The following is a 26,028-nucleotide window of genomic DNA, read 5'->3' on the forward strand; positions in this document are numbered from 1 at the left end:
CCATAAAGCTGTGACCGGCTACCCTGAGGGTGTGTTCCGACGTCGCTCCGCTTCCGCAGCCACGGATTCGCAGTCATCCGAATCCACCAGCCATGAGGCCACTGAGTCCACCCAACCTAAGGGATATACCCCCAAGAAGGGTGTCCCCACCCCAAAGCGCAAGGAATCCGAACGGGACCTGCGCCGACCGCTGAACGCCCCGCAGTCTCGCAAGGAGGCCTACCGGGCCTACCGCGAGCGCCTCGACCGCCAGCGCGGGCGCGCCGCCCGCGACGGAGGCGCCGCCAAGGGCGAGGAGCGCTACTTCCGCCCCCAGGACCACGGTGAGGCCCGGGCGTTCGCGCGTGACTTCGTCGACTCGCGCCGCAGCCTGAGCGAGTTCTTCCTGCCGCTGTCGGTCGTCATCGTCCTGCTGATGTTCGTGAACAACCCCACCGCGCAGATGGCCGTGGCCTACGTGCTGTGGCCGCTGATGATGGTCACGATCGTCATCGAGGGCGTCCTCGTGGGCCGCACGGTGAAGAAGCGCGCCGGCGAGTACTTCCCGGACGACCCCAGCGTGAAGGGGTCGGGCCTGTACGCGGCGATGCGTCAGATCCAGTTCCGCCGTCTGCGCCTGCCCAAGCCCCGGGTGAAGGTGCGCGAGGACCCCACGCCCCGCCACGCGCGCTGAGGCGGCTCCCCGAGCCCGCGAATGGGGCCGGTGCGTGCACCGGCCCTTCGTCCGACCCCCGCTGGGAGCGCTCCCAATCCAGGAGGCGTCCCTGTCGCGCCTCGGCCCGTGCCCCGTTACAGTGCTCCGCATGGACTTTCGGCATCTTGGCAACAGCGGTCTGGTCATCAGCGAGATCGCCTACGGGAACTGGATCACCCACGGATCCCAGGTCGAGGAGGAGACGGCCGCCTCCTGCGTGCGCGCGGCCCTGGACGCGGGCGTCACCACGTTCGACACGGCCGACGTCTACGCGCAGGGCAGGGCGGAGGAGGTCCTCGGCCGGGCGCTGAAGGGCGAGCGCCGGGACGGGCTGGAGATCTTCTCCAAGGTCTACTGGCCCATGGGCGAGGGCGCGAACGACCGGGGGCTGTCCCGCAAGCACGTCATCCGCGGCGCGGAGGACTCCCTCCGCCGCCTGGGCACCGACTACCTGGACCTGTACCAGGCGCACCGGTTCGACTACAGCACCCCGCTGGAGGAGACGATGCGGGCCTTCGAGGACCTGGTCCGCCAGGGCAAGGTCCTGTACGTGGGCGTCTCCGAGTGGCGGGCCGAGGAGATCGAGCGCGCGCTGAAGATCGCCGACGAGATGGGCTTCGACCGCATCGTCTCCAACCAGCCGCAGTACAACATGGTGTGGCGGGTCATCGAGTCGGAGGTGGTCCCCGTGTGCGAACGCGAGGGAATCGGCCAGATCGTGTGGTCGCCGATCGCCGGCGGGGTGCTCACCGGCAAGTACCGTCCCGGCCAGGCCGCCCCGAGCGGCTCGCGCGGGGCCGACCCGAAGAGCAGCCGCTTCGTCAAGGACATGACCGAGGACGAGGAGCTGCTGTCGAGGGTGGCCCGGCTGGAGCCGCTGGCGGCCGAGGCCGGACTGAGCCCGGCCCAGCTCGCGGTCGCCTGGGTCCTGCGCAACCCCAACGTGTCCGCCGCGATCGTCGGCGCCTCGCGCCCCGAGCAGGTCCGCGACAACGTCGGGGCCTCCGGTGTGAAGCTCGACGACGACCTGGTCGCCCGCATCGACGGGATCCTGGGCGACAGCGTCCGCCGCGACCCCGCGCTCACCCGCAGCCCGGAGGACGTCCACGACCTCGGCTGACCGCCTCGGGACGCCCTGGCCCCGGTCGCCTCGCGGCGGCCGGGGCTTCGCCGTCTCCGGGGCCGGAGGTCAGCGCGCCATGTCCCGGGCCAGGTGGGAGCGGTGCAGCCGCCCGGTCCGCAGGAGCCGCCGCAGGTCGGAGCGGGACTGGTGGGAGAGCTGGACGTGGAAGTAGTTGACGTGCTCCAGGACCGCGAACAGCCACAGTCCGAGTCCTGGCCACACCCGCGTCCACGGGTCACCGTCGACCAGGGCCCAGAGCACGACCGCGCCGCCGGCCGGCAGGAGCACCCCGTTGACCCGCCGCAGGACGCGGAAGACCGGCATGCCCGCCGGTCTCGGCGCACGCGCGCGCAGTTGGCGGACCTTGGCCCACCAGTAGGCGCTGCCCTCGACCAGCAGCAGCGCGAAGAGCCCGAACCCCGCCAGGTTGGCCGGCGAGGGCGGCACACCGAGCAGGCCGAAGAGGAGGAAGGCGAACAGGGGGACGTTGACGAGTTCGAGCACCGCGTGGCTTCGGAGGGTGGAGGTCATGCCCCGATGGTCCCGTGGCGCCGGGTCCGCCGTCACCCCGCTACTCGGCCGTCTCCAGGGCCATCGCGTAGACCTCCCGGTCGCCCTCCATGAGCGCGACCCGGTCCACTCCGCCCTCGGACAGCTCCCGCCAGTTCTCGCCCAGCCAGCTCTCCGCGTCGCCCCGGGAGGTGAACGCCTCGGCGGGCAGGTCCCCACCCGGCGGCGTCGCGCCGTCGGCCTCGATGTACCGCCAGGTCCACGCCATGTCAGGCCGCCCTTCGTCGCGGTTCGCCCGGTGTCGGTCACCGGCTCCCGCCCCGAGCTTAACCAAGGCGTGGCGCCCCATGCTGTTTACTTCTTCGGGTGCGTATCCGATTCCTCGGGACGGCGGGGCACGCGGGCTGGCCGGCCCCGCAGTGCACCTGTGCCTCCTGCAACCAGGCCCAGACGGAGCGCCGCCTGCCCCTGCGCGTGACCGTCGACGACCGCTTCCGCCTGCGCGAGGAGGGCGCCGTCGGTCCGGTGCCGCCGGAGTACACGGTCGCGCGCACGACGGACGGCCTTCTGGTCGAGGGCCCCGCCGGCGGTCGCCTGCTCTTCGCCCGCTCCGCACCGGGGCCGCTGCCGGGCGGCCCGCCCGCCGAGGCCCCGGGCGACGCGTCCGGCTACTCCTCGACGACCCCGCCCCAGCAGGTCGACATGGTGATCGTCGACGTGGCGCGGCGGCCGGAGGTGATCGGGGAGCTGCGCCGTTCCGGGGTGATCGGGGTGACGACGGCCGTCGTGGCGGTCGGCGGCGACCACCGGATCCGGTCCCCGCGCGAGTTCGCCCGCCGTGCCCGGCTGTGGGGCGCGTTCGCCCCCGGCGACGGCCACGTGATGTCGTGTCCGCCCGCGGTCTGGCCCGGGTCCCGCCCGCACGGCCCGCACCGCGTGCTCATCACCGGCGGGGTGCGGTCGGGCAAGTCCACCGAGGCGGAGCTGCGCCTGCTCGCCGAACCGCGGGTGGTCTACGCGGCCACCGGCCCCCTTCCCGATCCCGGGAAGGACCCCGAGTGGGCCGAACGGGTCGCGGCGCACGCCGGGCGCCGTCCGTGGTGGTGGCGCACCGAGGAGACCTCCGACCTGGTGGCGCTGCTCAAGGGCGCGCACGGCGCGGTCCTGGTCGACTGCCTGGGCACCTGGCTGACCGGGGTCATGGACCGGCACGGCGTGTGGGGGGACCCGCCCCCGCCCGAGGCCGAGGCCCGGGTGGAGGCCGAGGTGCTGAACCTGCTGGAGGCGTGGCGCAGCACTCCGGCCTACGTGGTGGCGGTGTCCAACGAGGTGGGCTCGGGCGTCGTCCCGCCGACCCGCGCCGGACGGCTGTTCCGCGACCACCTGGGCAGGCTCAACCAGTGGATCGGGGCCGAGTCCGAGGAGGTCGTCCTGGTGACGGCGGGGCGCGTACTGGAGCTGCCTTGACCGGCGACGCCGCGGCGGGCGCGCGGATGGCGGTGGGGACGTTCACCGTCCTGCCCGTGCGGGTGGAGCGCGCGGACCGCGCCGCCGCCGGATGGGCGATGTTCTGGGCGGCCCCCCTGGGCGCGGTGCTCGGCGCCGCCCTCGGGGCGGTGGCCGCGGCGGGTTCGGCGCTGGGGCTGTCGGATCCGCTGGCCGCGCTGGCGGCCGTCGGTCTGGGTGCGCTGCTCACCCGCGCGCTGCACCTGGACGGATTGGCCGACCTCGCCGACGGGCTCGGGAGCGGCCGGCCGGCCGAGGGCGCGCTGGAGGTGATGCGGAGGTCGGACATCGGACCGTTCGGCGTCGTCACGCTGGTGGTCGTGCTCGCCGCGCAGGTGCTGGCGCTCGGTCAGCTGGTCGGGGCGGGGCCCGGAGCCGCCGTGGTCGGCGCGTCCGCGGCGTGGTCCGCGGGACGGCTGGCGGTGGCCCTGGCATGCACGCCGCGCGTGCCCCCGGCCCGCCCCGAGGGACTGGGCGCCTGGGTGGCGGGGACGGTACGCCTCCCGCTGGCGGCGGGGGCGTGCGCGATCGTCGCGGCGGTGTGCGCGACGGGCCTGCTCGTCTCGCCGTGGTCGGCGGCGGGCTGTGCCGCGGGAGCCCTGGCGGGGCTGTGCGTGGCGGGAGCTCTCCTGCGGAGGTCGGTGCGGCGGCTCGGGGGGATCACCGGGGACGTGTTGGGGGCGCTGGTCGAGTCCGCGACCGCGGCGGCGCTGGTCGTGGCGGCGGCCGTCGCCTCCTGGGGGTGACGGGCGGCCCGCGAGGGGAGGCGCTTCGTGGCAACCTCCAACTCCCGGAGGGACTGGATGTCACCATCATCACATTTTTTCACACCGAGTTTCGCGGCCCGCCGACGCGGGCAGCCGCCGCCGCCCCGGGCGATCCCGTGCGGCACCCCCCACCGGCGGCCAGAGCGCCCCTCCCAGCGCGCGGCGGGCCTGGTCGCCCCGGGGAACGGTCCTGCTCCCGCCGCGCGCCGAGTGCCGCGTCAGGGCCCGCCGGAGCGCGGGGTGCCGCGTCGCCGCCGTGTTCACGGGGCGACTAGCATCGGGGACGTGAGCACGTCGTTGTCAGTACATACGGAGTCCCCCAGTTCGCTCGACGCCGACGCGGTTGTCGTCGGTTACCACTCCGGAGGCGACGCTCCGGAGCCCGCGTCGGGCGCTCATGACGTCGACGCCGCCTTCTCCGGCGGTCTCGGCGCGACCCTGTCGCTCCTGGGAGCGAGCGGCGAACCCGAGGAGGTGCACACCCTTGCCTCCCTCGGAGCCGTCCCGGCCCCGGTCGTCGTCGCGGTCGGCCTCGGCCCGGCGCCCGCCGACGGTCCCGTCGACTCCGACGCCCTGTCCCGCGCCGCCGGCGCCGCTCTGCGTTCGCTGTCCTCCCGCCCCGAGGGCGCGGGTCGCGTCGTCCTGGCCCTCCCCGCCCAGACCGCCGACCAGGCGGGCGCCGTGGCGCTCGGAGCCCAGCTGGGCGCGTACTCCTTCGACCGGTACCGCACCGGCGAGAAGGCGCGCAAGCGCGCTGACCGGACGCTCGACCTGACCGTGGCCTCCACCGCCTCCGGCGCCGCCGAGGCCGTCGAGCGGTCCAGGGTCCTGGCGGAGGCGGTCGCCCTCACCCGCGACCTGGTCAACGCCGCCCCCGCCGACCTGGTCCCCGAGGACCTGGCCGCGGCGGCCCAGGACATCGCCTCCGCGACCGGCCTCCAGATCGAGATCCTGGACGAGCAGGCGCTCGCCGAGGGCGGCTACGGCGGTCTGACCGGTGTCGGCCAGGGTTCGAGCAACCCGCCCCGCCTGGTCCGCCTGGCCCACACCCACCCGGAGGCCACGAAGACCGTCGCCTTCGTCGGCAAGGGCATCACGTTCGACTCCGGCGGCCTGTCCCTCAAGCCCGCGGCCTCGATGGACTGGATGAAGTCCGACATGGCCGGCGCCGCCTCCGTGCTCGCCGCCATGCGCGCCATCGCCGCCCTGGAGCTGAGGGTCAACGTCGTGGGCTACCTGGCCGTGGCCGAGAACATGCCCAGCGGCACCGCCCAGCGCCCCTCCGACGTGCTGAGCATCTACGGCGGCAAGACCGTCGAGGTGCTCAACACCGACGCGGAGGGCCGCCTGGTCATGGCGGACGCCCTGGTCCGCGCGCACGAGGACGAGCCGGACCTGATCGTGGACATCGCCACGCTGACGGGCGCCCAACTCGTCGCGCTCGGTACCCGGGTGTTCGCCGTCATGTCCAACGACGACGCGATCCGCGACGAGGTCGTCGCCGCGGCCCGCGCCGCCGGTGAGGCCGCCTGGCCGATGCCGCTTCCCTCCGAGCTGCGCTCGGGCCTGGACTCGGCCGTGGCCGACATCGCCAACGTGGCCGGGGAGCGCTGGGGCGGCATGCTCTCCGCGGGCGTGTTCCTCAAGGAGTTCATCGAGGACGGCGTCGGGTGGGCGCACCTCGACATCGCGGGCCCGTCCTTCAACCAGGGCGGACCGCACGGCTACACGGCCAAGGGCGGCACGGGTGCGGGCACGCGCACCCTGGTCCGCATCGCCGAGGAGTACACCACCGAATAGCACGACCCGGGGAGCGGCGGCGCCCATCCGGACCGCCGCCCCTCTCCGGCCCCCGCGGACCGGGCGCCGTCCCCCCACGTGCCGGTTCCGCGGCCCACCACCACGAATCACCAGCCACAAACAAGGAGTTCGTTCCCGTGAGTGAGAGCGGCGGCACATTCGACCTCGTCGTCCTTGGCGGCGGCAGCGGCGGCTACGCGGCGGCGCTGCGCGCAGCGGAGCTCGACATGAGCGTCGTCCTGATCGAGAAAGACAAGCTGGGTGGGACCTGCCTCCACCGTGGCTGCATCCCCACCAAGGCGCTCCTGCACTCGGCCGAGGTCGCCGACTCCGCCCGGGAGAGCGAGAACTTCGGTGTCAGGGCCACCTTCGAGGGCATCGACATCGAGGCGGTCCACACGTACAAGGACAAGGTGGTCAACGGCCTGCACAAGGGCCTGACCGGGCTGATCAAGTCCCGCAAGATCACCGTCGTCGAGGGTGAGGGCCGCCTCACCGGGCCGGACGAGGTCACCGTCGACGGCGCCGTCTACAAGGGCCGCAACGTCCTGCTCGCCACCGGCTCCAAGCCCAAGACCCTGGGTCTGGACATCGACGGCGAGAAGGTCATGACCAGTGACCAGGCCCTCGGTCTGGACCGCGTCCCCGAGTCGGTCATCGTCCTGGGCGGCGGCGTCATCGGCGTGGAGTTCGCCAGCGTCTGGCGGTCCTACGGCGCCGACGTCACCATCGTCGAGGCCCTCCCCCACCTGGTCCCCGTGGAGGAGGAGTCCAGCTCCAAGCTGCTGGAGCGGGCCTTCCGCAAGCGCAAGATCAAGTACGAGCTCGGCACCCCCTTCGAGTCGGTCAAGACCACCGACGCGGGGGTGACGGTCACGCTCCAGGGCGGCAAGACCCTGGACGCCGAGGTGCTGCTCGTCGCCATCGGCCGCGGCCCCGTCTCCGAGGGCCTCGGCTACGAGGAGCAGGGCCTCTCCCTGGACCGCGGCTTCGTCAAGGTGGACGAGAACCTGCACACCGGTGTGGGCAACGTCTACGCGGTCGGCGACCTGATCCCGACCCTCCAGCTCGCCCACGTCGGTTTCGCCGAGGGCATCTTCGTCGCCGAGCACATCGCCGGGCTCAACCCGCCCGCGATCGACTACGACGGCGTCCCGCGCGTCACCTACTGCGAGCCCGAGGTGGCCTCGGTCGGCCTGACCACCAAGGCGGCCAAGGAGCGCGGCCACGACGTGGTCGAGATGAACTACAACCTGGCGGGCAACGGCAAGAGCCAGATCCTCCAGACGCAGGGCGCCGTGAAGGTCATCGCCGAGAAGGACGGCCCTGTCCTGGGCGTCCACATGGTCGGCAGCCGCGTCGGCGAGCTGATCGCCGAGGGGCAGCTGATCTACAACTGGGAGGCGCTGCCCTCGGAGGTCGCCCAGCTCATCCACCCGCACCCGAGCCAGTCCGAGGCGCTGGGCGAGGCGCACCTGGCACTGGCGGGCAAGCCTCTGCACGTCCACGACTGACCGCACCACCCGGGGGCGGGCCGACGCGGCCCGCCCCCGCCACACCCGCGCCGCCCAGTCAAGGCGCTGGGCAGATTCCGCGCCCAGATCCAACGAGGAACCCATGCCGACTTCCGTTTCCATGCCCGCCCTGGGTGAGAGCGTCACCGAGGGCACCGTCACCCAGTGGCTGAAGAACGTGGGCGACACCGTCGAGGTGGACGAACCACTCCTGGAGGTCTCCACCGACAAGGTGGACACCGAGATCCCGTCCCCGGTCGCGGGCGTACTCACCAAGATCCTCGTCGACGAGGACGAGACCGTGGAGATCGGCGCGGAGATCGCGATCATCGGCGGCGAGGGCGAGACCGCCGACGAGTCCGAGAGCGCTCCCACGGTCGAGGCGTCCGAACCCGAGCCGGCTCCGGAGGCCGAACCCGAGGCCGCTCCGGAGCCCGCCGCCGCGCCCGAGGCGCCGTCCGCTCCCTCGGCCGGCGGTCCGGAGACCCCGGTGACCATGCCCGCCCTGGGTGAGAGCGTCACCGAGGGCACCGTCACCCAGTGGCTCAAGAGCGTCGGCGACACCGTCGAGGTGGACGAACCACTCCTGGAGGTCTCCACCGACAAGGTGGACACCGAGATCCCGTCCCCGGTCGCGGGCGTACTCACCAAGATCCTCGTCGACGAGGACGAGACGGTCGACATCGGCGCCCAGATCGCGATCATCGGCGGCGAGGGCGGGGCCGCCGCCCCCGAGGCCCCGGCCCCGGAGGCCGAACCCGCGCCGAAGCCCGCGCCCGCCCCGGAGCCGAAGGCCGCCGAGCCCGAGGCTCCCGCCCCGGCCGCCCGGGCCCGCAGGACCGACGAGGTCCCGACCGTGGACATCGAGACGCTCAGCGGCACCGGCCGCGCGTCGGGCACCGACGCCGTGACCGAGGCGTACGTGACCCCGCTCGTCCGCAAGCTCGCCGCCGACAACCGCGTGGACCTGAGCCGGGTCCGGGGCACCGGCGTCGGCGGTCGGATCCGCAAGCAGGACGTGCTCCGGGCCGCCGAGGAGCAGAAGGCGGCCGCCGCGCGTGCCGCGGCCCCCGCCGCGGCGTCCACGACGGTGCGCAAGGGCGCCACGGACACCTCCCTGCGCGGCCGCACCGAGAAGATGAGCCGCCTGCGCCGGTCGATCGCCGACCGCATGGTGGAGTCGCTCAACACCGCCGCCGAGACCACTCAGGTGATCGAGGTCGACGTCACCAAGATCGCGCGCCTGCGCGAGCAGGCGGGCGCCGGCTTCGCCCAGCGCGAGGGCGTTGCGCTGGACTTCTTCCCCTTCTTCGCGCTCGCCGCGGTGGAGGCGCTGAAGAGCAACCCGAAGCTCAACGCGGTCATCGACGGCGACAACAACGAGGTCAGCTACCACGACGTCGAGAACCTCGGCGTCTCGGTGGACACCGACCGCGGTCTGCTCGTCCCGGTGATCCGCGACGCGGGCCGCCTGGGCCTGACCGACCTGGCGCGCAACATCACCGCGCTGACCGAGCGGGCGCACACCGGGCTGCTGAGCCCCGACGAGCTCGGCGGCGGCACGTTCACCATCGCCGACACCGGGAGCAGCGGCGCCCTGTTCGGCACGCCGATCATCAACACCCCGCAGGTGGCGGTCCTCGGCACGGGCGCGGTCGTCAAGCGTCCCGTGGTGGTGGAGGACCCGGCGATGGGCGGTGAGGTCATCGCCGTACGGTCGATGGCCTACCTGTCCCTGTCGCACGACCACCGCCTCATCGACGGCGCCGACGCGGGCCGTTTCCTCCAGGCCGTGAGGGAGCGCCTGGAGGAGGGCGCGTTCGAGGCCGACCTGGGTCTGTAGGCCCCCGGCTCCTGCCGTCCCCGCGGGGCCGGACGCCGTTCGCGGTGTCCGGCCCCGCGGCGTCCGGGACGCGCGGCGCACCCCGGTTTGACCTCAATGCGGGTTGAGGTTCTACCGTGGACGCTGTTCACCCCCCATCAGTGGACACGAGGACGTACATGGACAACCTTCGTATCGCGGTCATCCTGGGCGGCAACCGGAACGGCCTGACGGGCCCGGCGGTCACCCGCTGGTTCCTCGACCGGGCGCGGGAGCACGGAGGCGCCGAACTCGACGTGCTGGACGTCGCCGACCTCGGTTCCGCCGAGGGCCACGGCGAACCGGTCAGCGACTTCGGCGCCCGGATCGAGGCCGCCGACGCCTTCGTCGTCCTCACCCCCGAGTACAACCACGCCTTCCCCGGACCGCTGAAGGCGGCGATCGACTCCGCCCGCCGCGAGTGGACCGCCAAGCCGGTCGGCTTCGTCTCCTACGGCGGACTGTCCGGCGGCCTCCGGGCGGTCGAGCAGCTCCGGCTGGTCTTCAGCGAACTGCACACGGCGACCCTGCGCGACACGGTGAGCTTCCACAACGCGCAGACGCTGTTCGCCCCGGACGGCTCCCCCAAGGAGGACATGTCCGCCACCGAGGCGGCCGTGGACACCCTGCTCGACCTGTTGCTGTGGTGGGCGCGGGCCCTGCGGTCGGCCAGGGAACGCGATCCCTACCCGGGCCGCCCCTGACCCGCCGGGACCGGCGCCGGGTCGAGCGCCGTGGCGGCCACGCCGTGGACGGACCCCAGCGCGGCCGCGAACGCGGGACGGGGCGGCGCCGACGGCGCCGCCCCGCTTTTACCCCACCAATCACCATCCCCTGATGATCCCCATCATCAAAGGTCTGAGGGCGGGCGAGCACGACCGGACCGGCAGTGCGTCGCCCACGGTAGCTCCGCGTTGACGCGGAGTTCCATGTCCCATCTTCAACCTAGAAGACCGCGGCGCTTCCCGCAGGTCTTTCGCCGAAAAAGGCCGGGAAATTGCGGGCGGCCGCCTCCTCCGCGGGGCCCCGGCGGTCCGCGGGCGCCCGCCGGGGGTAGGCCTGAGGTCATGAGAGTCGCGATCACAGGAGCCTCCGGGCTCATCGGCGGCGCGTTGGCCGCCTCCCTGCTCGCGGACGGCCACTCGGTGATCCGGTTGGTGCGTCACGCTCCGCGCGCGGAGCGCACCGCGTGCCTGGAGGAGGCGGAGTGGCGCCCCGAACAGGGCAGGGTGGACACCGTCGCCCTGCACGGCGCCGACGCCATCGTGCACCTGGCGGGCGCGCCGATCGGCCACACCCCGTGGACCCGGCGCAGACGTTCGCTCATCCGGCGCAGCCGGGTCCGGGGCACCCGGCGGCTGTGCCGCGCGGTGGCCGCCATGGACGCGCCTCCCCCACGCCTGCTCAGCGGATCGGGGCTGTACTTCTACGGGGACACCGGAGGGGCCGTGGCCACGGAGGCCTCCCCGCCCGGCACGGGGTTCCTGTCCGAGGTCGCCCAGGGCTGGGAGGCCGCCACCGCTCCCGCCGAGGAGGCGGGTGTGTCGGTGGCGCACCTGCGCACGTCGGTCGTGCTGGACCGCTCCGGCGGCCTGCTGCGGTCGGTCCTGCCGCTGTACCAGGCCGGGCTCGGCGGACGGCTCGGGTCGGGCGCCCAGTACATGAGCTGGATCGCCCTGCGGGACCACGTGGGGGCGCTCCGCTTCCTCCTGGAACACCCCGAGATCACCGGCCCGGTGAACCTGTGCGCTCCGGAGCCGGTGAGCAACGCCGCCTTCTCCGAGGCGCTCGGGCGGGCGCTGGGACGGCCCACCCTGCTCCCCGTCCCGGCCACGGCGCTGCGCGCGACGCTCGGCGACGTCGCCGAGGAGACCGCTCTGCTGGACCTGCGGGCGGCCCCCGAACGCCTTGTGAAGGCCGGTTATTCCTTCACGTTCCCCACCATCGACAGTGCGCTATCCGACATCCTGGCCAGACCGCACCCCCGCGCCGGGGCGTAAGGTGGTGGGCGTGAGTGATCTCGTTTATGCATGGATGGGCGACTCGCCAGTCCCGTTCCACCAGGGCTGGGATCTCCAGAAGCGGCTCCACGAGCGCCGCGTCGCCGACGAGGTGGCCGACACGGTCCTTCTCCTGGAGCACGAGCCCGTGTACACCGCGGGCAAGCGCACCGGGAGGTGGGATCGTCCCATCACCGATCCCGGCGCCCCGGTCGTCGACATCGACCGCGGCGGGAAGATCACGTGGCACGGGCCCGGCCAGCTGACCGTGTACCCCATCGTCCGGCTGCGCGACCCCATCGACGTGATCGCCTACGTCCGCATGCTGGAGGAGGCCGTCATCCGCACGATCGCGGAGTACGGCCTCACCGGGAGGCGGGTCGAGGGCCGCACCGGAGTGTGGTTGGACGCCGACCCCGGCCGCGGCCTGACCGAACGCAAGATCGCCGCGATCGGCTGCCGTATCGCGCGCGGGGTCGGGATGCACGGGCTCGCGGTGAACTGCGATAATGATCTGTCGTGGTTCGACCGGATCGTCCCGTGCGGCATCTCCGACGCCGGCGTCACCACGATCACCGCCGAGGTCGGGCGCGACGTGACCGTCGGCGATGTCCGGCCGCGCATCGAGCGACACCTCGCGGACGTCCTCGGCGCGGACGGGTACAGCCACACCGACGGCGCCGCGCTGCTCTCCGGCGCCACCGCCTGAGGACGACCACCCAGACCAGCCACCGGTCCCCCACCGGGACCCAGTGCCCCCATGAGGGGCGGAGCCGTCCCCGTCACGGGGCACAGAAGGGAACGGGTTCACGTTGACCGTCGCTCCTGAGGGCCGCAAGCTGCTGCGCGTGGAGGCGCGCAACAGCGAGACCCCCATCGAGAAGAAGCCGCCGTGGATCAAGATCAAGGCGCACATGGGGCCCGAGTACTCCGAGCTCCAGTCCCTCGTCAAGAAGGAGGGCCTGCACACGGTCTGCCAGGAGGCCGGGTGCCCCAACATCTACGAGTGCTGGGAGGACCGGGAGGCCACCTTCCTCATCGGCGGCGACCAGTGCACCCGCCGCTGCGACTTCTGCCAGATCGCCACGGGCAAGCCCACCGCGCTGGACCGGATGGAGCCGACCAAGGTCGCCAACTCGGTGAAGACGATGGGGCTGCGGTACGCCACCGTCACGGGCGTGGCCCGCGACGACCTGGAGGACGGCGGCGCGTGGCTCTACGCGGAGACGGTCCGCAAGATCCACGAGCTCAACCCGGGCACCGGCGTCGAGCTGCTCATCCCCGACTTCAACGCCGACCCCGACCAGCTGGCCGAGGTCTTCGGGTCGCGTCCCGAGGTGCTGGCGCACAACACGGAGACGGTGCCGCGCATCTTCAAGCGCATCCGCCCGGGCTTCCGCTACGAGCGCTCCCTGGAGGTGATCACCCGCGCCCGCGAGGACGGTCTGGTCACCAAGTCGAACCTGATCCTGGGCATGGGCGAGACCCGGGAGGAGATCAGCGAGGCCATGCGGGACCTGCACGAGGCCGGATGCGACCTGCTGACCATCACCCAGTACCTGCGCCCCTCCAAGCTGCACCACCCCATCGACCGCTGGGTCAAGCCGGAGGAGTTCGTGGAGCTGGGCGCGGAGGCCGAGGAGATCGGCTTCGCCGGAGTCATGTCCGGACCGCTCGTGCGCTCGTCCTACCGCGCCGGACGCCTGTACAAGCAGGCCAGGGAGAAGCGTGACGCGCAGGGCGCCTCCGGGGCGAACCGGGTGAGTTCGGACGCCACGGCACAGTCGTAACCAAGCTGGAACGGTGGCCCTCGGGCCACCGTTCCGCAGTCGTGGGGTCGCCCGCCTATCCTGGTGGGGAGAGGCGCCCCGCTGGCGGCGCCGGATGGCGCCGCACGTAGGTCGACCGCGAAGAGGAGGCAAGGCAGCCCAGGGACGCCGTTCCCCGCCGACCCCGTCGGCGCACGCTGCCTGAGAGCACGATGGCGAAGAAGCCCAAGGGTTCCGAGAAGACGACCCCCGCCAAGGGCCAGGCCGACAAGCAGCCCGGTCGGCTCAAGCAGATCGGCATGGTCGCCAAGGTCGTCCACCAGCAGAGCCCGCGCAGTATCCCGATCGCCGCGGCCGTCGCGGTCGTCGTCCTCGCCGTCGCCGTGGGGATCGGCGCCTGGACCGGATCCTGGCTGGTGTGGACGCTCACGGGGCTCCCCGTGGCCTTCCTGGCCGGCTTCATCATCTTCACCCGTTCGGCCCAGCGCGTCCAGTACACGATGCTGGACGGCCGTCTCGGGGCGGGGATGGCGATCCTGGAGAACATGCGCGGGAACTGGATCGTCGAGCCCGGCGTGGCCGGGAACAAGCAGATGGACGTCGTCCACCGCGTGGTCGGCCGTCCCGGCGTGATCCTCGTCGGCGAGGGCGACCCGGGGCGTCTGCGCCCGCTGATCGCGGGTGAGAAGAAGCGTGTCGCGCGCGTGGCGCACGACATCCACATCTACGACTTCAAGGTCGGCAACGGCGAGGACCAGGTTCCGCTCGACAAGCTCCAGCGGACGCTGGTCAAGCTGCCGAGGCTGCTGGACAAGCCGGACATCGCCGAGCTGAACTACCGGCTCAAGGCGCTCCCGCCCGCCATGCAGATGCCCAAGGGCCCGATGCCCAAGGGCGCCAAGCTCCCCAAGGGGATGCGCGGCCGGATGGGCTAGCGCGAGCCCTGGCGTTCGAGGGGGTCGTCCCGGCGCGGGACGGCCCCCTCGCGCGTTCGCCGTCCCCGGACGGGGAGAGCGGCGGGCCCGGCTCCCGCGCACCGGACACGCGTGATCGGAGCACACCGCCCCGCTCCGGTGTCCAGACCCGCCCCGGGCGGAGCCGTCCACCGGTTCACGGGCCGGGACGTCCACGACCAGGCAGCGCGGCACGTTCGCCGCCGTCGCCCCGCCCGTGCCGAGGAGACGCGTCGGGGAGCCGCGGGGCGCCGATCCGGTACGGGACGGGGGTGTCCGACGGGGGATCCGTGCCCGGGGCACGCGGCGACGAACGTGTCGGCCGGTCGCCGCGCGACCGGCGCGACCGCGGCGGGAACGCGACCGGAGCGGCCCTCCTCGGCCGGGGTCAGCAGGGGCTGTCCTGCGCGGCCTCCGCCGTGGTGCCGCCCAGCTCCTCCGTGACGGAGGCCTGCGACCCGCCGGAGTCCCCGCCCCCGACACCGGCCCAGCCCTCGCCGAGGACCAGTTCGAGGTCGGCGGTCAGCCCCTCGGCCTCCTCGACCGCGGCCTCCCCCAGGGCGGCGGCCAGGACCGAGGCCGCGGCCTCCTGGCCGGGCGCGTGGTAGACGGTGGTCGCGCCCGGGAAGCGCAGCTCGGGGTTGCCGGTGTTGGTGACGACGAAGCCCTCCGCCTCCAACTGCGCCTGGACCTCGGTCGCCAGACCGGTGACGCCGGTGTTGTTGCGGACGTCGACCGTGATCTCCGAGGGCGCGGGGCCGCTCTCGTCGCCGTCGGAGTCGTCGGAGTCGTCGGAGTCCCCGGACTCCTCCTCCTCGTCGTCGCCGGTGAGGTCCTCGCCGTTGTTGATCGCCTGGAAGAGCTCCGAGGCGGCGGGCTCGCTCATGATGAGGCGGTTGGCGTCGTTGGGGCTCTGGCCGTTGGGGACGGTGAGGAACTGGACGTTGCCCAGATCGACCTCGCGCATGGAGATGGCGAGGTCGGTCATGATGTCGACGGTCAGCTCGCGGTCGGTCGAGATCGAGTCGGTGACCGCGCCGAGGAAGTTCGTGACGGTGACCGGACTCGTCATCACCTCGCTGCTCAGCACCTGGCGCAGCATCGCGCCCATGAACTCCTGCTGGCGCTCGATGCGGGACAGGTCGCTGCCGTCCCCCTGTCCGTAGCGCGAGCGCACGAAGCCGAGCGACTCCTCGCCGCTCAGGGTCTGCAGTCCGGCGTCCAGCTCCAGGTGGGCCCTGGGATCGTCGACCGGCTCGGGGATGCACATCTCCACGCCGCCGATGGCGTCCACCATGTCCCTGAACCCGGTGAAGTCCATCATGACGAAGTGGTCCAGGTGCACCCCCGTGACCTGCTCGACGGTGCTCCACTGGCAGCCGACGCCGCCGAAGGTCATCGCGGAGTTGAGCATGCCCGTCTGCGGAGCCATCCCCTCGTGCCCCTCGGCCGGCTCGCACCCGGGCAGCTCCACGACCAGGTCGCGGGGCAGGTTCACCAGGGTCGCGGTCCCGTCGTCCACGTTGATGCTGGCGATGAGCATCGTGTCGGGGCGCTCGCCCTCGGCCTCGCCGTAGTTCGCGTTCTCCCCCGAGCGGATGTCGGAGCCCAGGATGAGCAGGTTCATCACGCCCTCGACGCTCACCGGCCGGTCCCACGCGTCGGTGTCCACGTCATGCGTGGTGATGTTGCCGACGATCCCCTGGTACCACCCGTATCCGCCCAGGCTGGCGATGACGGCCAGCGCGGTGGCCGCGCACGCCACCCACTGACCGGCGGAGATCCGCGCACGGTCGAGCACACGTGGGGAGCGGGGGGCGGAGCGTCTTCCAGCCATACCAACCTTCGGGACGGTGCGTTGCGACCCGGGGCGGGGTCATGGGACCCATGGGTCAAGAATGTTCCCAGGGAGAGTAATGAACGGATGTTAACAGCAGCTAAGAAGGGGTGCGTCCCTCCCTGCGCGGAGTTTCGGACAGGAGTCAGGGCACCCGTGGACATCCGTCCGACGCCCCCGGACGTGAACAGCGGCGGAAGCGCTGGTGAGAGCGGGACGACGGCGAGGAGAACACACGCCCGCCGACCGCCGGCCCGAGGGATTCCTTAACAGGATCCTCACAGGCGGGTCGCCACGGTGCCCGCGGCGCGGTCGTGCAGGCCGCGGGTGTCGCGGTCGTAGACGACCGCGGGGACGACCAGGCACAGCAGCAGGGTGCGGACGGTCATCGACACGAACCACGGCCAGGAGCGCTCACCCGTGGCGGTGATCCCGACCCCGACCGCGCGGCGGCCGACGGACGTGCCGAAGAGTGTGAGCAACACGATGCTGACGGCGGCGTACACGACCAGGGCCGTGTTGCTGATCAGCGGGGCGACCTCCGCCTGCCCGGACAGACCGGAGCCGATCAGCCCCGCGCGGTAGGCGGCCCAGGCGAGCAGCATCGCCAGGGCCCAGTCGAGCGCCAGACCGGCCAGACGGCGGCCGACGCCGGGCACGGAACCGGCGCCGCTCTCGGGCAGCCCCAGGCGGTTGCCCCGGTAGCGGAATTCGTCCTCGGCCGTGCCGCCGCTCCTGTCCTCGCTCATACCCTTCACGGTATCGGTCCGGTCGAGGCGACCGCCCCGGGCGCGTGGTGGGCGGGCCCGCACACGGAACGCGCACGGGCGTGGCACCCGTCACGGGAACCCTCCGCAGGACGTCCGGATTCCTCCCGTTCCGTGGTGGAATCACCAGGTAACACGGGTTGGTCTGCGAAAACGGCGGGCTCCGTAACATGCAGGAAACAATCGAGACATGGCATGGAAACCACCCGCTCCTAGCTTCGATGGCGAAGCCGGGAGGCGGCGTGCGCTCCAGGACATCCGCGACGGAGCGGACGGGAGCCGGCCGTCTCAGCCACCTGCACGGAGGTTCGTTTTGTTCAGCAGCGTCGACGAGGTGCTCGCCTACATCCGAAACGAGGACGTCAAGTTCCTCGACGTCCGGTTCACGGACCTGTTCGGAGGCGTGAACCACGTCACCCTCCCGACCGAGAACGTCGACGAGTCGACGTTCACCGATGGCCAGATGTTCGACGGGTCCTCGATCCGCGGTTTCCAGGCCATCCACGAGTCCGACATGCTGCTGCTCCCCGACCTGAGCACGGGCGTGGTGGACCCGTTCCGCAAGCACAAGACGCTGAACATGACGTTCTTCGTGCACGACCCGCTGACGCTGGAGTCCTACAGCCGCGACCCGCGCAACGTCGCGCGCAAGGCCGAGGCGTACCTGCGCGGCTCGGGCGTCGCCGACACCGCGTTCTTCGGTCCCGAGGCCGAGTTCTACATCTTCGACGACGTCAAGTTCGAGACCCGGGCCAACACCGGCTTCTACGAGATCGACTCCATCGAGGGCGCCTGGAACACCGGTTCCTCGATCGAGGGCGGCAACCGCGGCTACCGCCCGCGCTACAAGGGCGGCTACTTCCCCGTCGAGCCGGTCGACCACTACAGCGACCTGCGCTCCGACATGGTCCGCACCCTGATCGACTCCGGCCTGGAGGTCGAGCTCCAGCACCACGAGGTCGGCACCGCGGGACAGGCCGAGATCGGCATCAAGTTCGGCACGCTGCTCCAGCAGGCCGACCGCGTCCAGCTGTACAAGTACATCGTCAAGAACGTCGCCAACGCCGCGGGCAAGACGGCCACGTTCATGCCCAAGCCGCTGTTCGGCGACAACGGCTCCGGCATGCACTGCCACCAGAGCCTGTGGAAGGACGGCGCCCCGCTGTTCTTCGACGAGTCCGGTTACGGCCAGCTCTCCGACACCGCGCGCTACTACATCGGCGGTCTGCTCAAGCACGCGCCGGCGCTGCTCGCCTTCACCAACCCGACGGTGAACTCCTACCACCGCCTGGTGCCGGGCTACGAGGCCCCGATCAACCTGGTCTACAGCCAGCGCAACCGCTCGGCCTGCATCCGCCTGCCGCTCACCGGTTCGAACCCGAAGGCCAAGCGCATCGAGTTCCGCGTGCCGGACCCGTCGGCCAACCCGTACCTGGCCTTCTCCGCGATGCTCATGGCGGGCATCGACGGCATCAAGAACAAGATCGAGCCGCCGGAGCCGGTCGACAAGGACCTCTACGAGCTGCCCCCGGCCGAGGCCCAGGCGATCAAGACCGTGCCCGCGTCGCTGGACGAGGCCCTGGAGGCCATGGAGGCCGACCACGAGTTCCTGCTCGAGGGCGGTGTCTTCACCAAGGACCTGCTGGAGACCTACGTGGACTTCAAGCGCACCGAGGAGATCGACTCCCTGCGCCTGCGTCCGCACCCGCGCGAGTTCGAGCTCTACTACGACATCTAGGTCGTCGGACAGCTCCCGGGGGTGCGCGCCCGGCGCGCACCCCGCTCGGGGCCGGTATCCGCTCGGATACCGGCCCCGACCCGGTTCCGGGGTCCGCCCGGCTACCGTTGACGCGTGGTAAGGGACGGTAGGACCAACATGACAGCAGGCGCGCTGGCCAGGCGTGGCTTCAGCGACAGCACCCGGGCCCTGCGACTGGTCGAGCAGGCCGGTCTGGACCCCCGGGCCGACACCGACGTCGTCGACGCCCTCGCCGAGGCCCCGGACCCCGACCAGGCCCTCCTCGGCCTGATCCGGATCCTGGAGACCGCCCCGGACGCCGACGAGGTCCTGGCGGTGCTGCGCGAGGACCCGGACCTGCGCACCCGGCTGTGCGGCGTGCTCGGCACCAGCACCGCGCTCACCGACCACCTGGTCCGCCACCCGGGCGACTGGCGGGAACTGCGCGGTGCCGACGCCGCCCGCTCCCCCGAGCCCGAGGAGCTGCGCCGGGGCCTGCTGCACACCGTCGGCGCCGACCCCGACTCTCCCGCGCCGACCGCCGCCGTGTTCGACGGCGGCTCGCTGGACGGCCTCCGGCGGACGCTGCGCGTGGCCTACCGCAGGCGGGTCCTGCGCCTGGCCGGACGCGACCTGACCGGGCTGTGCACCGTCGACGAGGTCGCCGCCGAGCTGGCCGACCTGGCCGCCGCGACCCTCGACGCGGCGTTGGCCGTCGCACGCGCCGAGCACCCCGGGGACGCGGCGCGGTGCCGTCTGGCCGTGATCGGGATGGGCAAGTGCGGCGGTCGGGAGCTGAACTACGTCAGCGACGTCGACGTGGTGTTCGTGGCCGAGCCCGCCGCGGTCCCCGAGGGCGGGGAGCCGGTGGACGAGCAGGCGGCGATGCGCGCCGCCACCCGGCTGGCGACCGCCATGATGCGGATCCCGTCCGAGACCGACGCCGAGGGCGTGCTGTGGGAGGTGGATCCGGCCCTGCGCCCGGAGGGCAAGAACGGCCCCCTGGTCCGCCCGCTGGCGAGCCACCTGGCCTACTACGAGCGGTGGGCCAAGACCTGGGAGTTCCAGGCGCTGCTCAAGGCACGTCCCATCGCGGGGGACGCCGAGCTGGGCGCGGCCTACCGGGAAGCGATCTCGCCGCTGGTGTGGGAGGCGGCCGGGCGCCGCGACTTCGTGGAGGACGTGCAGGCGATGCGCCGCCGCGTGGTGGCGCACATTCCGGCCGGACAGGCCGAGCGCGAGCTGAAACTGGGCCCGGGCGGGCTGCGCGACATCGAGTTCTCGGTGCAGCTGCTCCAGCTGGTCCACGGACGCACGGACGAGCGGCTGCGGTCGGGGCACACCCTGGACGCGTTGGCCGCCCTGTCCGAACACGGGTACGTGGGCCGCAAGGACGCGGCGGGCCTGGCCGACGCCTACCGGTTCCTGCGCCGGGTGGAGCACCTGCTGCAGCTGGAGCGGCTCCGGCGCACGCACATGATGCCCGACCCCGCCAGCCCCGACGGGCCCGGGCAGCTGCGGCGGCTCGGCCGGGCGCTGGGCTACACGGCGGACCCGGTGCGCGAACTGACCGAGGCCAGGCGCAAGGTGTCCGCCGAGGTGCGGCGGCTGCACGAGAAGCTGTTCTACCGTCCGCTGCTCAACGCCGTGGCGCGCCTGCCGGAGGAGGAGGCGCGCCTCTCTCCCGACCAGGCGCGGGCGCGGCTGGAGGCGCTGGGGTTCGCCGACCCGGGCGGGGCGCTGCGGCACCTGGAGTCGCTGACCTCGGGGGTGTCGAGGCGCGCGGCGATCCAACGGACGCTGCTCCCGGTCATGCTCGGGTGGTTCTCCGACGCACCGGACCCGGACGCGGGCCTGCTGGGCTTTCGGCAGGTGAGCGACGCCCTGGGCACGACCCCGTGGTACCTGCGGCTGCTGCGCGACGACGTGCGGGTGGCCGAACGGATGGCCTGGCTGCTGGGGACCAGCCGGTACGTCACCGACCTGCTGCTCCGGGCCCCCGACGCGGTCGCGATGCTGGCCGACGACGCCGACCTGGAGCGCCGTGCACCGGAGGTGCTGGCCGGCGAGGCCGAGGCGGCGCTGCGGCGCTACGACTGGTCCGAGGAGTCGGTGTCGGCGGTCCGGGCGCTGCGCCGCCGCGAACTGCTGCGCACGGCCGCCGCCGACCTGTTGGAGGTGTCGTCGGTGCAGGAGGTCGGCGCGGCGCTGACCGACATCGCCGCGGTGACCATCGAGGCCGCGTTGAAGGCGGCGTGCAACCGGGTGGTCGCCGCGTCCGGGGACGAGCCGCTCACGCGGGTCTGCGTGGTCGCGATGGGGCGGTTCGGCGGCGGAGAGCTCACCTACGCCAGCGACGCCGACGTGATGTACGTGCACGACCCGCTGCCGGGCGCGGACCCGGGCGCGGCGACGCGGCAGGCGCTGGCGATCGTGCGCGAGCTGGCCCGGCTGCTGGAGATGCCCGCCGCGGAGCCGCCGCTCAAGGTCGACACGGACCTGCGTCCGGAGGGGCGGAGCGGGCCGGTGGTGCGCACGCTGGAGTCCTACGCCGCGTACTACGGGCGCTGGTCGCAGGTGTGGGAGAGCCAGGCGCTGCTCAGGGCGCGGCCGATCGCGGGCGATCCGGAGCTGCGCGCCTCGTTCACCGCGTTGATCGACCCGATCCGGTACCCGGCGGACGGCCTCGATGCGTCCGCGGTCCTGGAGATCCGCAAGCTCAAGGCCCGTATGGAGGCCGAGCGGCTGCCGCGCGGCGCGGACCCGACGCTGCACACGAAACTGGGCCGGGGCGGGCTGTCGGACGTGGAGTGGGTGGCCCAGCTGATGCAGCTGCGGCACGCCCACGCCTACCCCGACCTGAGGACCACGGGCACGTTGGAGGCGTTGGAGGTGGCCGTGGCCCACGGGTTCCTCGGCGCCGACGACGGGGCGGTCCTGGAGCGGGCCTGGCGGTTGGCCTCGCGGGTGCGCGGCATGGTGATGCTGGTGCGCGGTCGCGCCGGTGACTCGCTGCCCACCGATCTGCGGGTGCGGGCGGCGCTCGCGGAGGCGATGGGGTGCCGCGGCGGAGCGGAGGCCGAGGACGGCGAGGAGGTGGCCGAGGGGCCCGCCGAGCGGTTGACCGAGGTGTACCTGCGGACCACCCGGCGGGCGCGGTCGGTCATGGAGCACGCGTTCTACGACGACTGAGCGGTCCGGTCCGTCAGCGCCAGTACTCGGTGAAGACCTGGGTGCAACCGCCGCCGCTGTCGTCGCCGGTGGCGACGCGGTTGCCGCCGACCTCCCACTCGACGTTCCCGGCGCCGTCGGTCTTCACGTACTTGTACTCGAACTCAGTGCCGACGGGGAGGCCGGTCGACCCCGTCCACCAGGGGTAGGAGCCCTCGTCGGTGCTGAGGCGGACGCCGTTGGCCGGGTCCCAGGAGCCCAGCTCGGGGAGGGAGCCCACGAGGTACACCTCCTGGCCGAGATAGGTCTCGGCCTGGACGTGGAACTCGGCCGCGACGGTGGTGCAGTCGTCGCCCCCGCACTCGGCGGGGTCGTCGCACACGCCGCCGACGTGCAGCGCGACGGCGCCGTTCGCGGGGACGGTCACGGCGACCCGGCCGCCGGAGACGGTGAACGCGCCGTCGCCCGCGGCGTTCTCGTAGACGCCGTCGGGCAGAGCGGTGTCCGTGGTCAGGTTCCAGGTGGCGCCGCTCGCGTTGAAGGCGGCGAATCCGCGGGAGCCGCGGTCGAAGGCCAGGCGGGAGTCGCCGTCGGTCGCGCGCTGGACCACGGCCGTGTCACCGGTGGCGTTGCGGAAGGCGGCCATGCCGGCGACCGTCGGGTTCCGGTGCTCGCACACCCAGGCAGCGCTGGAGCAGTCGGTGTCCTCGGTGATCCAACCCGCCGGGTTGCCGTCGACCTCCCCGACGCTGGGCGGCCCCTGGGCCTCCTCGTGGAACTCATAGCTCGACATCACCTTCGGCTGCCCGTAGGGGTGGGCGAGCATGAACGCGGTGGCCAGGTAGTAGCGGTCGCCGTCCTTGTGGGTGAGGGTGGGGGCCGAGCGCTGGGTGTCGTGGTTGTCGATGAAGACGGTGGCCTGGTCGTCGGCGAGGCCTCCGTAGTCGGGCAGGTTCGCCAGGCCGGAGATGGCGCCGTCGGCGAACCTCGCGGCGATGTCGCGCTGGTAGTCGAAGTTGGTGACCCGCCCGGAGGGGGTGTACTGGGTGTAGGGGATCGTCGCGTCGCCGATGACCTCCTGGTAGACGTCCGGCTGACCTCCGAATCCGGGCACGTCGTTCAGGTCGGCGAAGATGTCCTGGACGTGCGCCTCCGGGACGTGCTTGGCGGCGTCCACGCGGAACCCCGCCACGCCCATGTCCACCAGGCCGTTGAGGTAGCGCCGGATCCGCTCACGGACCTGGGGGTCGGCGGTGTTCAGGTCGGACAGCCCCAGGAGCTGGCAGTTCTGCACCTCCCACTTGTCGTTCCAGTCGGAGACAGGCTCGTAGCAGGGTCCGAAGTCGGCGCGGTCGTAGGCGGCCGACCCGTCGCCGAACAGGTCGGGGTAGGCGTAGTACTCCCACTCGGTGCCCGCGCTGCCGGTGCCGGAGCCGGGGCCGGTCATGTGGTTGATCACGGCGTCGACGTAGATCCGCACGCCGTTGTCGCGGCAGGTGTCGACCATCGCCTGGAACTCGGCGGCGGTGCCGCGCCGGGTGTTGTCGATCCGGTAGGAGACGGGCTGGTAGTCCTGCCACCAGGGGTACTCGCCGCCCTCCGCCGAGGGGACGACCACGTGCTCCTGGGGCGGGGAGACCTGGACTCCGCCGAATCCCTGGGGGCCGAGGAAGTCCTCGCACTCGGCGGCGACGGAGTCCCACGTCCACTGGAAGAGGTGGACGACCGTCTCGCCGTTGGCCACGGCGGCCGCGGGCGCCTCGCGGGGGACGGCGGTCGGGGGCTGGGCGGCCGGCGCCGCCGAGGCGGCCGCGGGGGTCGCAGCCAGGACCGGGGCGGCCAGTGTGGCGCCGAGGAGGAGGGCGGAGGCGGCCCCGCCGAACCGGTGCCGTGTCGAGCTCATGTGTGCTCCTTGGGGGGATTCCCGGCGAGGCCGCGGTGCCCCGCCGACGCCCTCTTGCATGGACTGCAAGAGTTTGCGTTGGAGTGATGAACCTAACAGAATCGACGGAGCTTGTGAACGGGGTGTTCTCCGCGTGTTTCGATGGTGACGAGAAGCGACGAATGTAGATGTGACGTGCAGGAACGTCGGATCTGTCGCGGGTCTGGGATGCGCGCGAGCCGGATGGGTACGGGCGTGACCTGCGGCGGGATCGTGGCACGGTACCCGCAAGACCGCGGAAGACCAGCGCAAGACTCTGCAAGAGGACACAAGAAACCGGCGGCCGCGGGGGTCCACACCCCGCCGCCGCCGGTGTTCGCGCGGACCGTGCGCCCCGGAGGGCGGGCCCCCGGACTCCCTACCAGAACACCGCCACGCCGATGTTGAGGATCGCGAGGACGCCGGCCGCGGTGGCCAGCCGGTTCGAGGGCTTGCGCAGGTTGAGCACGCCCAGGACCACGACCGCCACGGCGACGACCAGCTTGACGCCGACCTTGACGTGGTCGAGCTCCGGGTCCCCGGCCATCTCGGCCACGCCGACGAGGGCCAGTCCGGTGACCAGCTGGAGGAGGGAGCTGTGCAGCAGGACCTTCGTCGACTTGGGGTTGCCGGAGATGACCTGCATGAGGAAGCCCGCGATGATGCCGGCCAGGCCGATCATGTGCAGGAAGACGAGCGCGGAGTAGAAGATGTCCATGGCGCCAGACTACTACGGCGTGTAGTTTTCAGGTCCATTTTAATGACACACCGACGTAACGATACGCACAGGAGGCGCATCGGCACCGTCCGCCCCGTGCCGTCTCAGGGGCGGGGCCTCCGCGCACGCCACAGCAACCAGATCAGGGCCAGGCCGAGTGCCGCACCCGCCACCTGCACCGACCCCGCGCCCACGAACGCGTTCACCCGGGACAGCACGGTGGGTTCGCCCACGACCAGCGTGTCGCTCGCACAGGAGGTGGGATCGGCGTCCCGGTCGAGCAGGAGGCACGCCGTGCTCATCAGCCGGTTCCCGGCGTCGGCGCTTCCGGGCACCCGGACGCGCAGCACGAACTCGGCGTGCTCCCGCCCGGCCACGTCCACCCGCCAGTTCGCGATGCCCCCTTCGAGCACCCCTTCGCCGCCGACCTCCACGATCTCCAGCTCCGCGGGCACGTGCTGGGCGAGCAGCGCCCCCTCCACCGGGAACGCGCCGTCGTTGGCCACGGTCGCCCGGAACTCCGCCTCCTCGCCCGGCAGCGGGGACTCGTCCGGCGCGGTCAACACCAGGCGCACGAGCGCGGCCCGGTCGAGTTCGGCGAGGACGGACTCGCGTCCCGCTCCGCCGCCCCCCTCGTCCGCCCAGACCGGCGCCGCCCCCGACGCCGCGACCGCCAGCGCCGTGGTAGCCGCGGCCCGTCGGCTCCCCTGCGCGATCCAACCCATGTCTCCCCCTCGGTCTCACTCCTCGACAGCACCAGACAACTACGGGTGACCACCGATCCGCGTGCGGTGACACGCCCGGACGGCGACGCACGTTCCTCCCCGCCGTCGCGCTCCGGCCCCGGACCGTCCTCCGGCCGTCCGCCGGGTCGGTTCCCAGGGGCCTGCCCGGGGAGTCCCCACAGGCTCCCGCGGCGGTCTCCCCGCGGGTCCGCCCCACGGCGACCCGCGGGCTCCGCGAGCGCCCTCTCGGGGACTTCCCGGAGGTCGGTGGCTTCTTAGCGGCCTTCTTAGCCGGACTGCCCCCTGTCTTAGGCGGGTCTTAGGGATCTGGGGGCCGCCAGGCGGAGAAGACTGGGATTCCTCCCCATGTGCGCCGGGTGTTCTTAGCGCGATCGTTGTTTCCAGACGGCGGAACACCGGGTTCCGCCGGACGGGGAGAGAACCACCATGTTGCACAGCGACCTCATGTACGCCAACGCCCGGTCCATGACGGAGGAGCGGCTGCGGGAGATCGAGCACGTACGCGCCGCGCGTGCGGCCCGGGCCGAGGAACGGGCCAGACGCCGGGAGGAGCGTCGCCGGGCCCAGCGCGCGAGCGCCACGAACCGGGAGGACCGCAAGGGACGCTTCGGCCGGGCCGCGTGAGCGCCGACG

At 72.5% G+C, this 26,028-nt stretch carries 22 protein-coding genes; 15 read left to right on the forward strand and 7 right to left on the reverse strand.

Features of this window, described 5'->3' with window-relative positions:
• Nucleotides 1–31: 31 nt before the first annotated feature.
• Both ACIBFB_RS15965 and ACIBFB_RS15970 read left to right on the forward strand, forming a co-directional pair.
• On the forward strand, nucleotides 32–673 hold the full coding sequence (locus tag ACIBFB_RS15965) for a DUF3043 domain-containing protein (RefSeq protein ID WP_397230680.1): 642 nt from the start codon (nucleotides 32–34) through the stop codon (nucleotides 671–673).
• A gap of 130 nt (nucleotides 674–803) precedes the next feature.
• Complete coding sequence (locus ACIBFB_RS15970) at nucleotides 804–1,814, forward strand: aldo/keto reductase family protein (RefSeq protein ID WP_397230682.1); 1,011 nt, start codon at nucleotides 804–806, stop codon at nucleotides 1,812–1,814.
• 69 nt (nucleotides 1,815–1,883) lie between these two features.
• Here ACIBFB_RS15970 and ACIBFB_RS15975 read toward each other — a convergent pair whose 3' ends face one another.
• Entirely contained in the window at nucleotides 1,884–2,348 is a 465-nt protein-coding gene (locus ACIBFB_RS15975; protein ID WP_397230684.1) for a hypothetical protein, read from the reverse strand.
• A gap of 40 nt (nucleotides 2,349–2,388) precedes the next feature.
• Complete coding sequence (locus ACIBFB_RS15980; RefSeq protein WP_397230686.1) at nucleotides 2,389–2,595, reverse strand: hypothetical protein; 207 nt, start codon at nucleotides 2,593–2,595, stop codon at nucleotides 2,389–2,391.
• Nucleotides 2,596–2,801: 206 nt separating this feature from the next.
• Between ACIBFB_RS15980 and ACIBFB_RS15985 the strand changes: the two genes are divergently transcribed.
• The 10 genes from ACIBFB_RS15985 (at nucleotide 2,802) to ACIBFB_RS16030 (ending at nucleotide 14,479) form a co-directional block, all read left to right on the forward strand.
• Nucleotides 2,802–3,794: a bifunctional adenosylcobinamide kinase/adenosylcobinamide-phosphate guanylyltransferase gene (locus ACIBFB_RS15985; RefSeq protein ID WP_397231115.1), complete on the forward strand. Its 993-nt coding sequence runs from the start codon at nucleotides 2,802–2,804 to the stop codon at nucleotides 3,792–3,794.
• Between the two features lie 26 nt (nucleotides 3,795–3,820).
• Complete coding sequence (locus tag ACIBFB_RS15990; RefSeq protein WP_397231117.1) at nucleotides 3,821–4,579, forward strand: adenosylcobinamide-GDP ribazoletransferase; 759 nt, start codon at nucleotides 3,821–3,823, stop codon at nucleotides 4,577–4,579.
• Between the two features lie 306 nt (nucleotides 4,580–4,885).
• Entirely contained in the window at nucleotides 4,886–6,400 is a 1,515-nt protein-coding gene (locus ACIBFB_RS15995) for a leucyl aminopeptidase (protein ID WP_397230688.1), read from the forward strand.
• Nucleotides 6,401–6,537: 137 nt separating this feature from the next.
• Nucleotides 6,538–7,914 carry a dihydrolipoyl dehydrogenase gene (gene lpdA, locus ACIBFB_RS16000; RefSeq protein WP_397230690.1) on the forward strand — a complete coding sequence of 459 codons (1,377 nt, stop codon included), beginning with the start codon at nucleotides 6,538–6,540 and terminating at the stop codon, nucleotides 7,912–7,914.
• A 103-nt stretch (nucleotides 7,915–8,017) separates the two neighbouring features.
• Nucleotides 8,018–9,757, forward strand: coding sequence for a 2-oxoglutarate dehydrogenase, E2 component, dihydrolipoamide succinyltransferase (gene sucB, locus ACIBFB_RS16005; protein WP_397230692.1), 1,740 nt, complete (start codon nucleotides 8,018–8,020; stop codon nucleotides 9,755–9,757).
• A 158-nt stretch (nucleotides 9,758–9,915) separates the two neighbouring features.
• Nucleotides 9,916–10,479: an NADPH-dependent FMN reductase gene (locus ACIBFB_RS16010; protein WP_397230694.1), complete on the forward strand. Its 564-nt coding sequence runs from the start codon at nucleotides 9,916–9,918 to the stop codon at nucleotides 10,477–10,479.
• Nucleotides 10,480–10,842: 363 nt separating this feature from the next.
• Nucleotides 10,843–11,775 carry a TIGR01777 family oxidoreductase gene (locus tag ACIBFB_RS16015; RefSeq protein WP_397230696.1) on the forward strand — a complete coding sequence of 311 codons (933 nt, stop codon included), beginning with the start codon at nucleotides 10,843–10,845 and terminating at the stop codon, nucleotides 11,773–11,775.
• A gap of 10 nt (nucleotides 11,776–11,785) precedes the next feature.
• Nucleotides 11,786–12,484, forward strand: coding sequence for a lipoyl(octanoyl) transferase LipB (gene lipB / locus ACIBFB_RS16020; RefSeq protein WP_397230698.1), 699 nt, complete (start codon nucleotides 11,786–11,788; stop codon nucleotides 12,482–12,484).
• Nucleotides 12,485–12,587: 103 nt separating this feature from the next.
• The gene (lipA, locus tag ACIBFB_RS16025; RefSeq protein ID WP_397230700.1) at nucleotides 12,588–13,565 is read left to right on the forward strand and encodes a lipoyl synthase; all 978 of its coding nucleotides are present in this window, start codon (nucleotides 12,588–12,590) and stop codon (nucleotides 13,563–13,565) included.
• Nucleotides 13,566–13,756: 191 nt separating this feature from the next.
• Nucleotides 13,757–14,479, forward strand: a complete 723-nt coding sequence (locus ACIBFB_RS16030; RefSeq protein ID WP_397230702.1) for a DUF4191 domain-containing protein — start codon at nucleotides 13,757–13,759, stop codon at nucleotides 14,477–14,479.
• 406 nt (nucleotides 14,480–14,885) lie between these two features.
• Here ACIBFB_RS16030 and ACIBFB_RS16035 read toward each other — a convergent pair whose 3' ends face one another.
• Nucleotides 14,886–16,334, reverse strand: coding sequence for an LCP family protein (locus ACIBFB_RS16035; RefSeq protein ID WP_397230704.1), 1,449 nt, complete (start codon nucleotides 16,332–16,334; stop codon nucleotides 14,886–14,888).
• Nucleotides 16,335–16,612: 278 nt separating this feature from the next.
• Nucleotides 16,613–17,083 carry a transporter gene (locus tag ACIBFB_RS16040; protein WP_397230706.1) on the reverse strand — a complete coding sequence of 157 codons (471 nt, stop codon included), beginning with the start codon at nucleotides 17,081–17,083 and terminating at the stop codon, nucleotides 16,613–16,615.
• 331 nt (nucleotides 17,084–17,414) lie between these two features.
• Here ACIBFB_RS16040 and glnA point away from each other — a divergent pair, with 331 nt between their 5' ends.
• Nucleotides 17,415–18,839, forward strand: a complete 1,425-nt coding sequence (gene glnA, locus ACIBFB_RS16045; protein ID WP_397230708.1) for a type I glutamate--ammonia ligase — start codon at nucleotides 17,415–17,417, stop codon at nucleotides 18,837–18,839.
• Nucleotides 18,840–18,977: 138 nt separating this feature from the next.
• Nucleotides 18,978–22,031: a bifunctional [glutamine synthetase] adenylyltransferase/[glutamine synthetase]-adenylyl-L-tyrosine phosphorylase gene (locus ACIBFB_RS16050; protein ID WP_397230710.1), complete on the forward strand. Its 3,054-nt coding sequence runs from the start codon at nucleotides 18,978–18,980 to the stop codon at nucleotides 22,029–22,031.
• A gap of 13 nt (nucleotides 22,032–22,044) precedes the next feature.
• On the opposite strand, the gene ACIBFB_RS16055 is transcribed toward ACIBFB_RS16050, so the two are convergent.
• From ACIBFB_RS16055 to ACIBFB_RS16065, 3 genes are all read right to left on the reverse strand, one after another.
• Nucleotides 22,045–23,913 (reverse strand): carbohydrate-binding module family 20 domain-containing protein, encoded by a 1,869-nt coding sequence (locus ACIBFB_RS16055; RefSeq protein ID WP_397230712.1) that lies wholly within the window; start codon nucleotides 23,911–23,913, stop codon nucleotides 22,045–22,047.
• 397 nt (nucleotides 23,914–24,310) lie between these two features.
• Nucleotides 24,311–24,649, reverse strand: coding sequence for a hypothetical protein (locus tag ACIBFB_RS16060; RefSeq protein WP_397230714.1), 339 nt, complete (start codon nucleotides 24,647–24,649; stop codon nucleotides 24,311–24,313).
• Between the two features lie 104 nt (nucleotides 24,650–24,753).
• On the reverse strand, nucleotides 24,754–25,374 hold the full coding sequence (locus ACIBFB_RS16065; RefSeq protein ID WP_397230716.1) for a hypothetical protein: 621 nt from the start codon (nucleotides 25,372–25,374) through the stop codon (nucleotides 24,754–24,756).
• 447 nt (nucleotides 25,375–25,821) lie between these two features.
• Between ACIBFB_RS16065 and ACIBFB_RS16070 the strand changes: the two genes are divergently transcribed.
• On the forward strand, nucleotides 25,822–26,019 hold the full coding sequence (locus ACIBFB_RS16070) for a hypothetical protein (protein WP_397230718.1): 198 nt from the start codon (nucleotides 25,822–25,824) through the stop codon (nucleotides 26,017–26,019).
• The last annotated feature ends 9 nt before the right edge of the window (nucleotides 26,020–26,028 follow it).

It is taken from the genome of Nocardiopsis sp. NPDC050513 (genome assembly GCF_044457925.1).
In the GTDB taxonomy this organism is placed as follows: Bacteria; Actinomycetota; Actinomycetes; order Streptosporangiales; family Streptosporangiaceae; genus Nocardiopsis.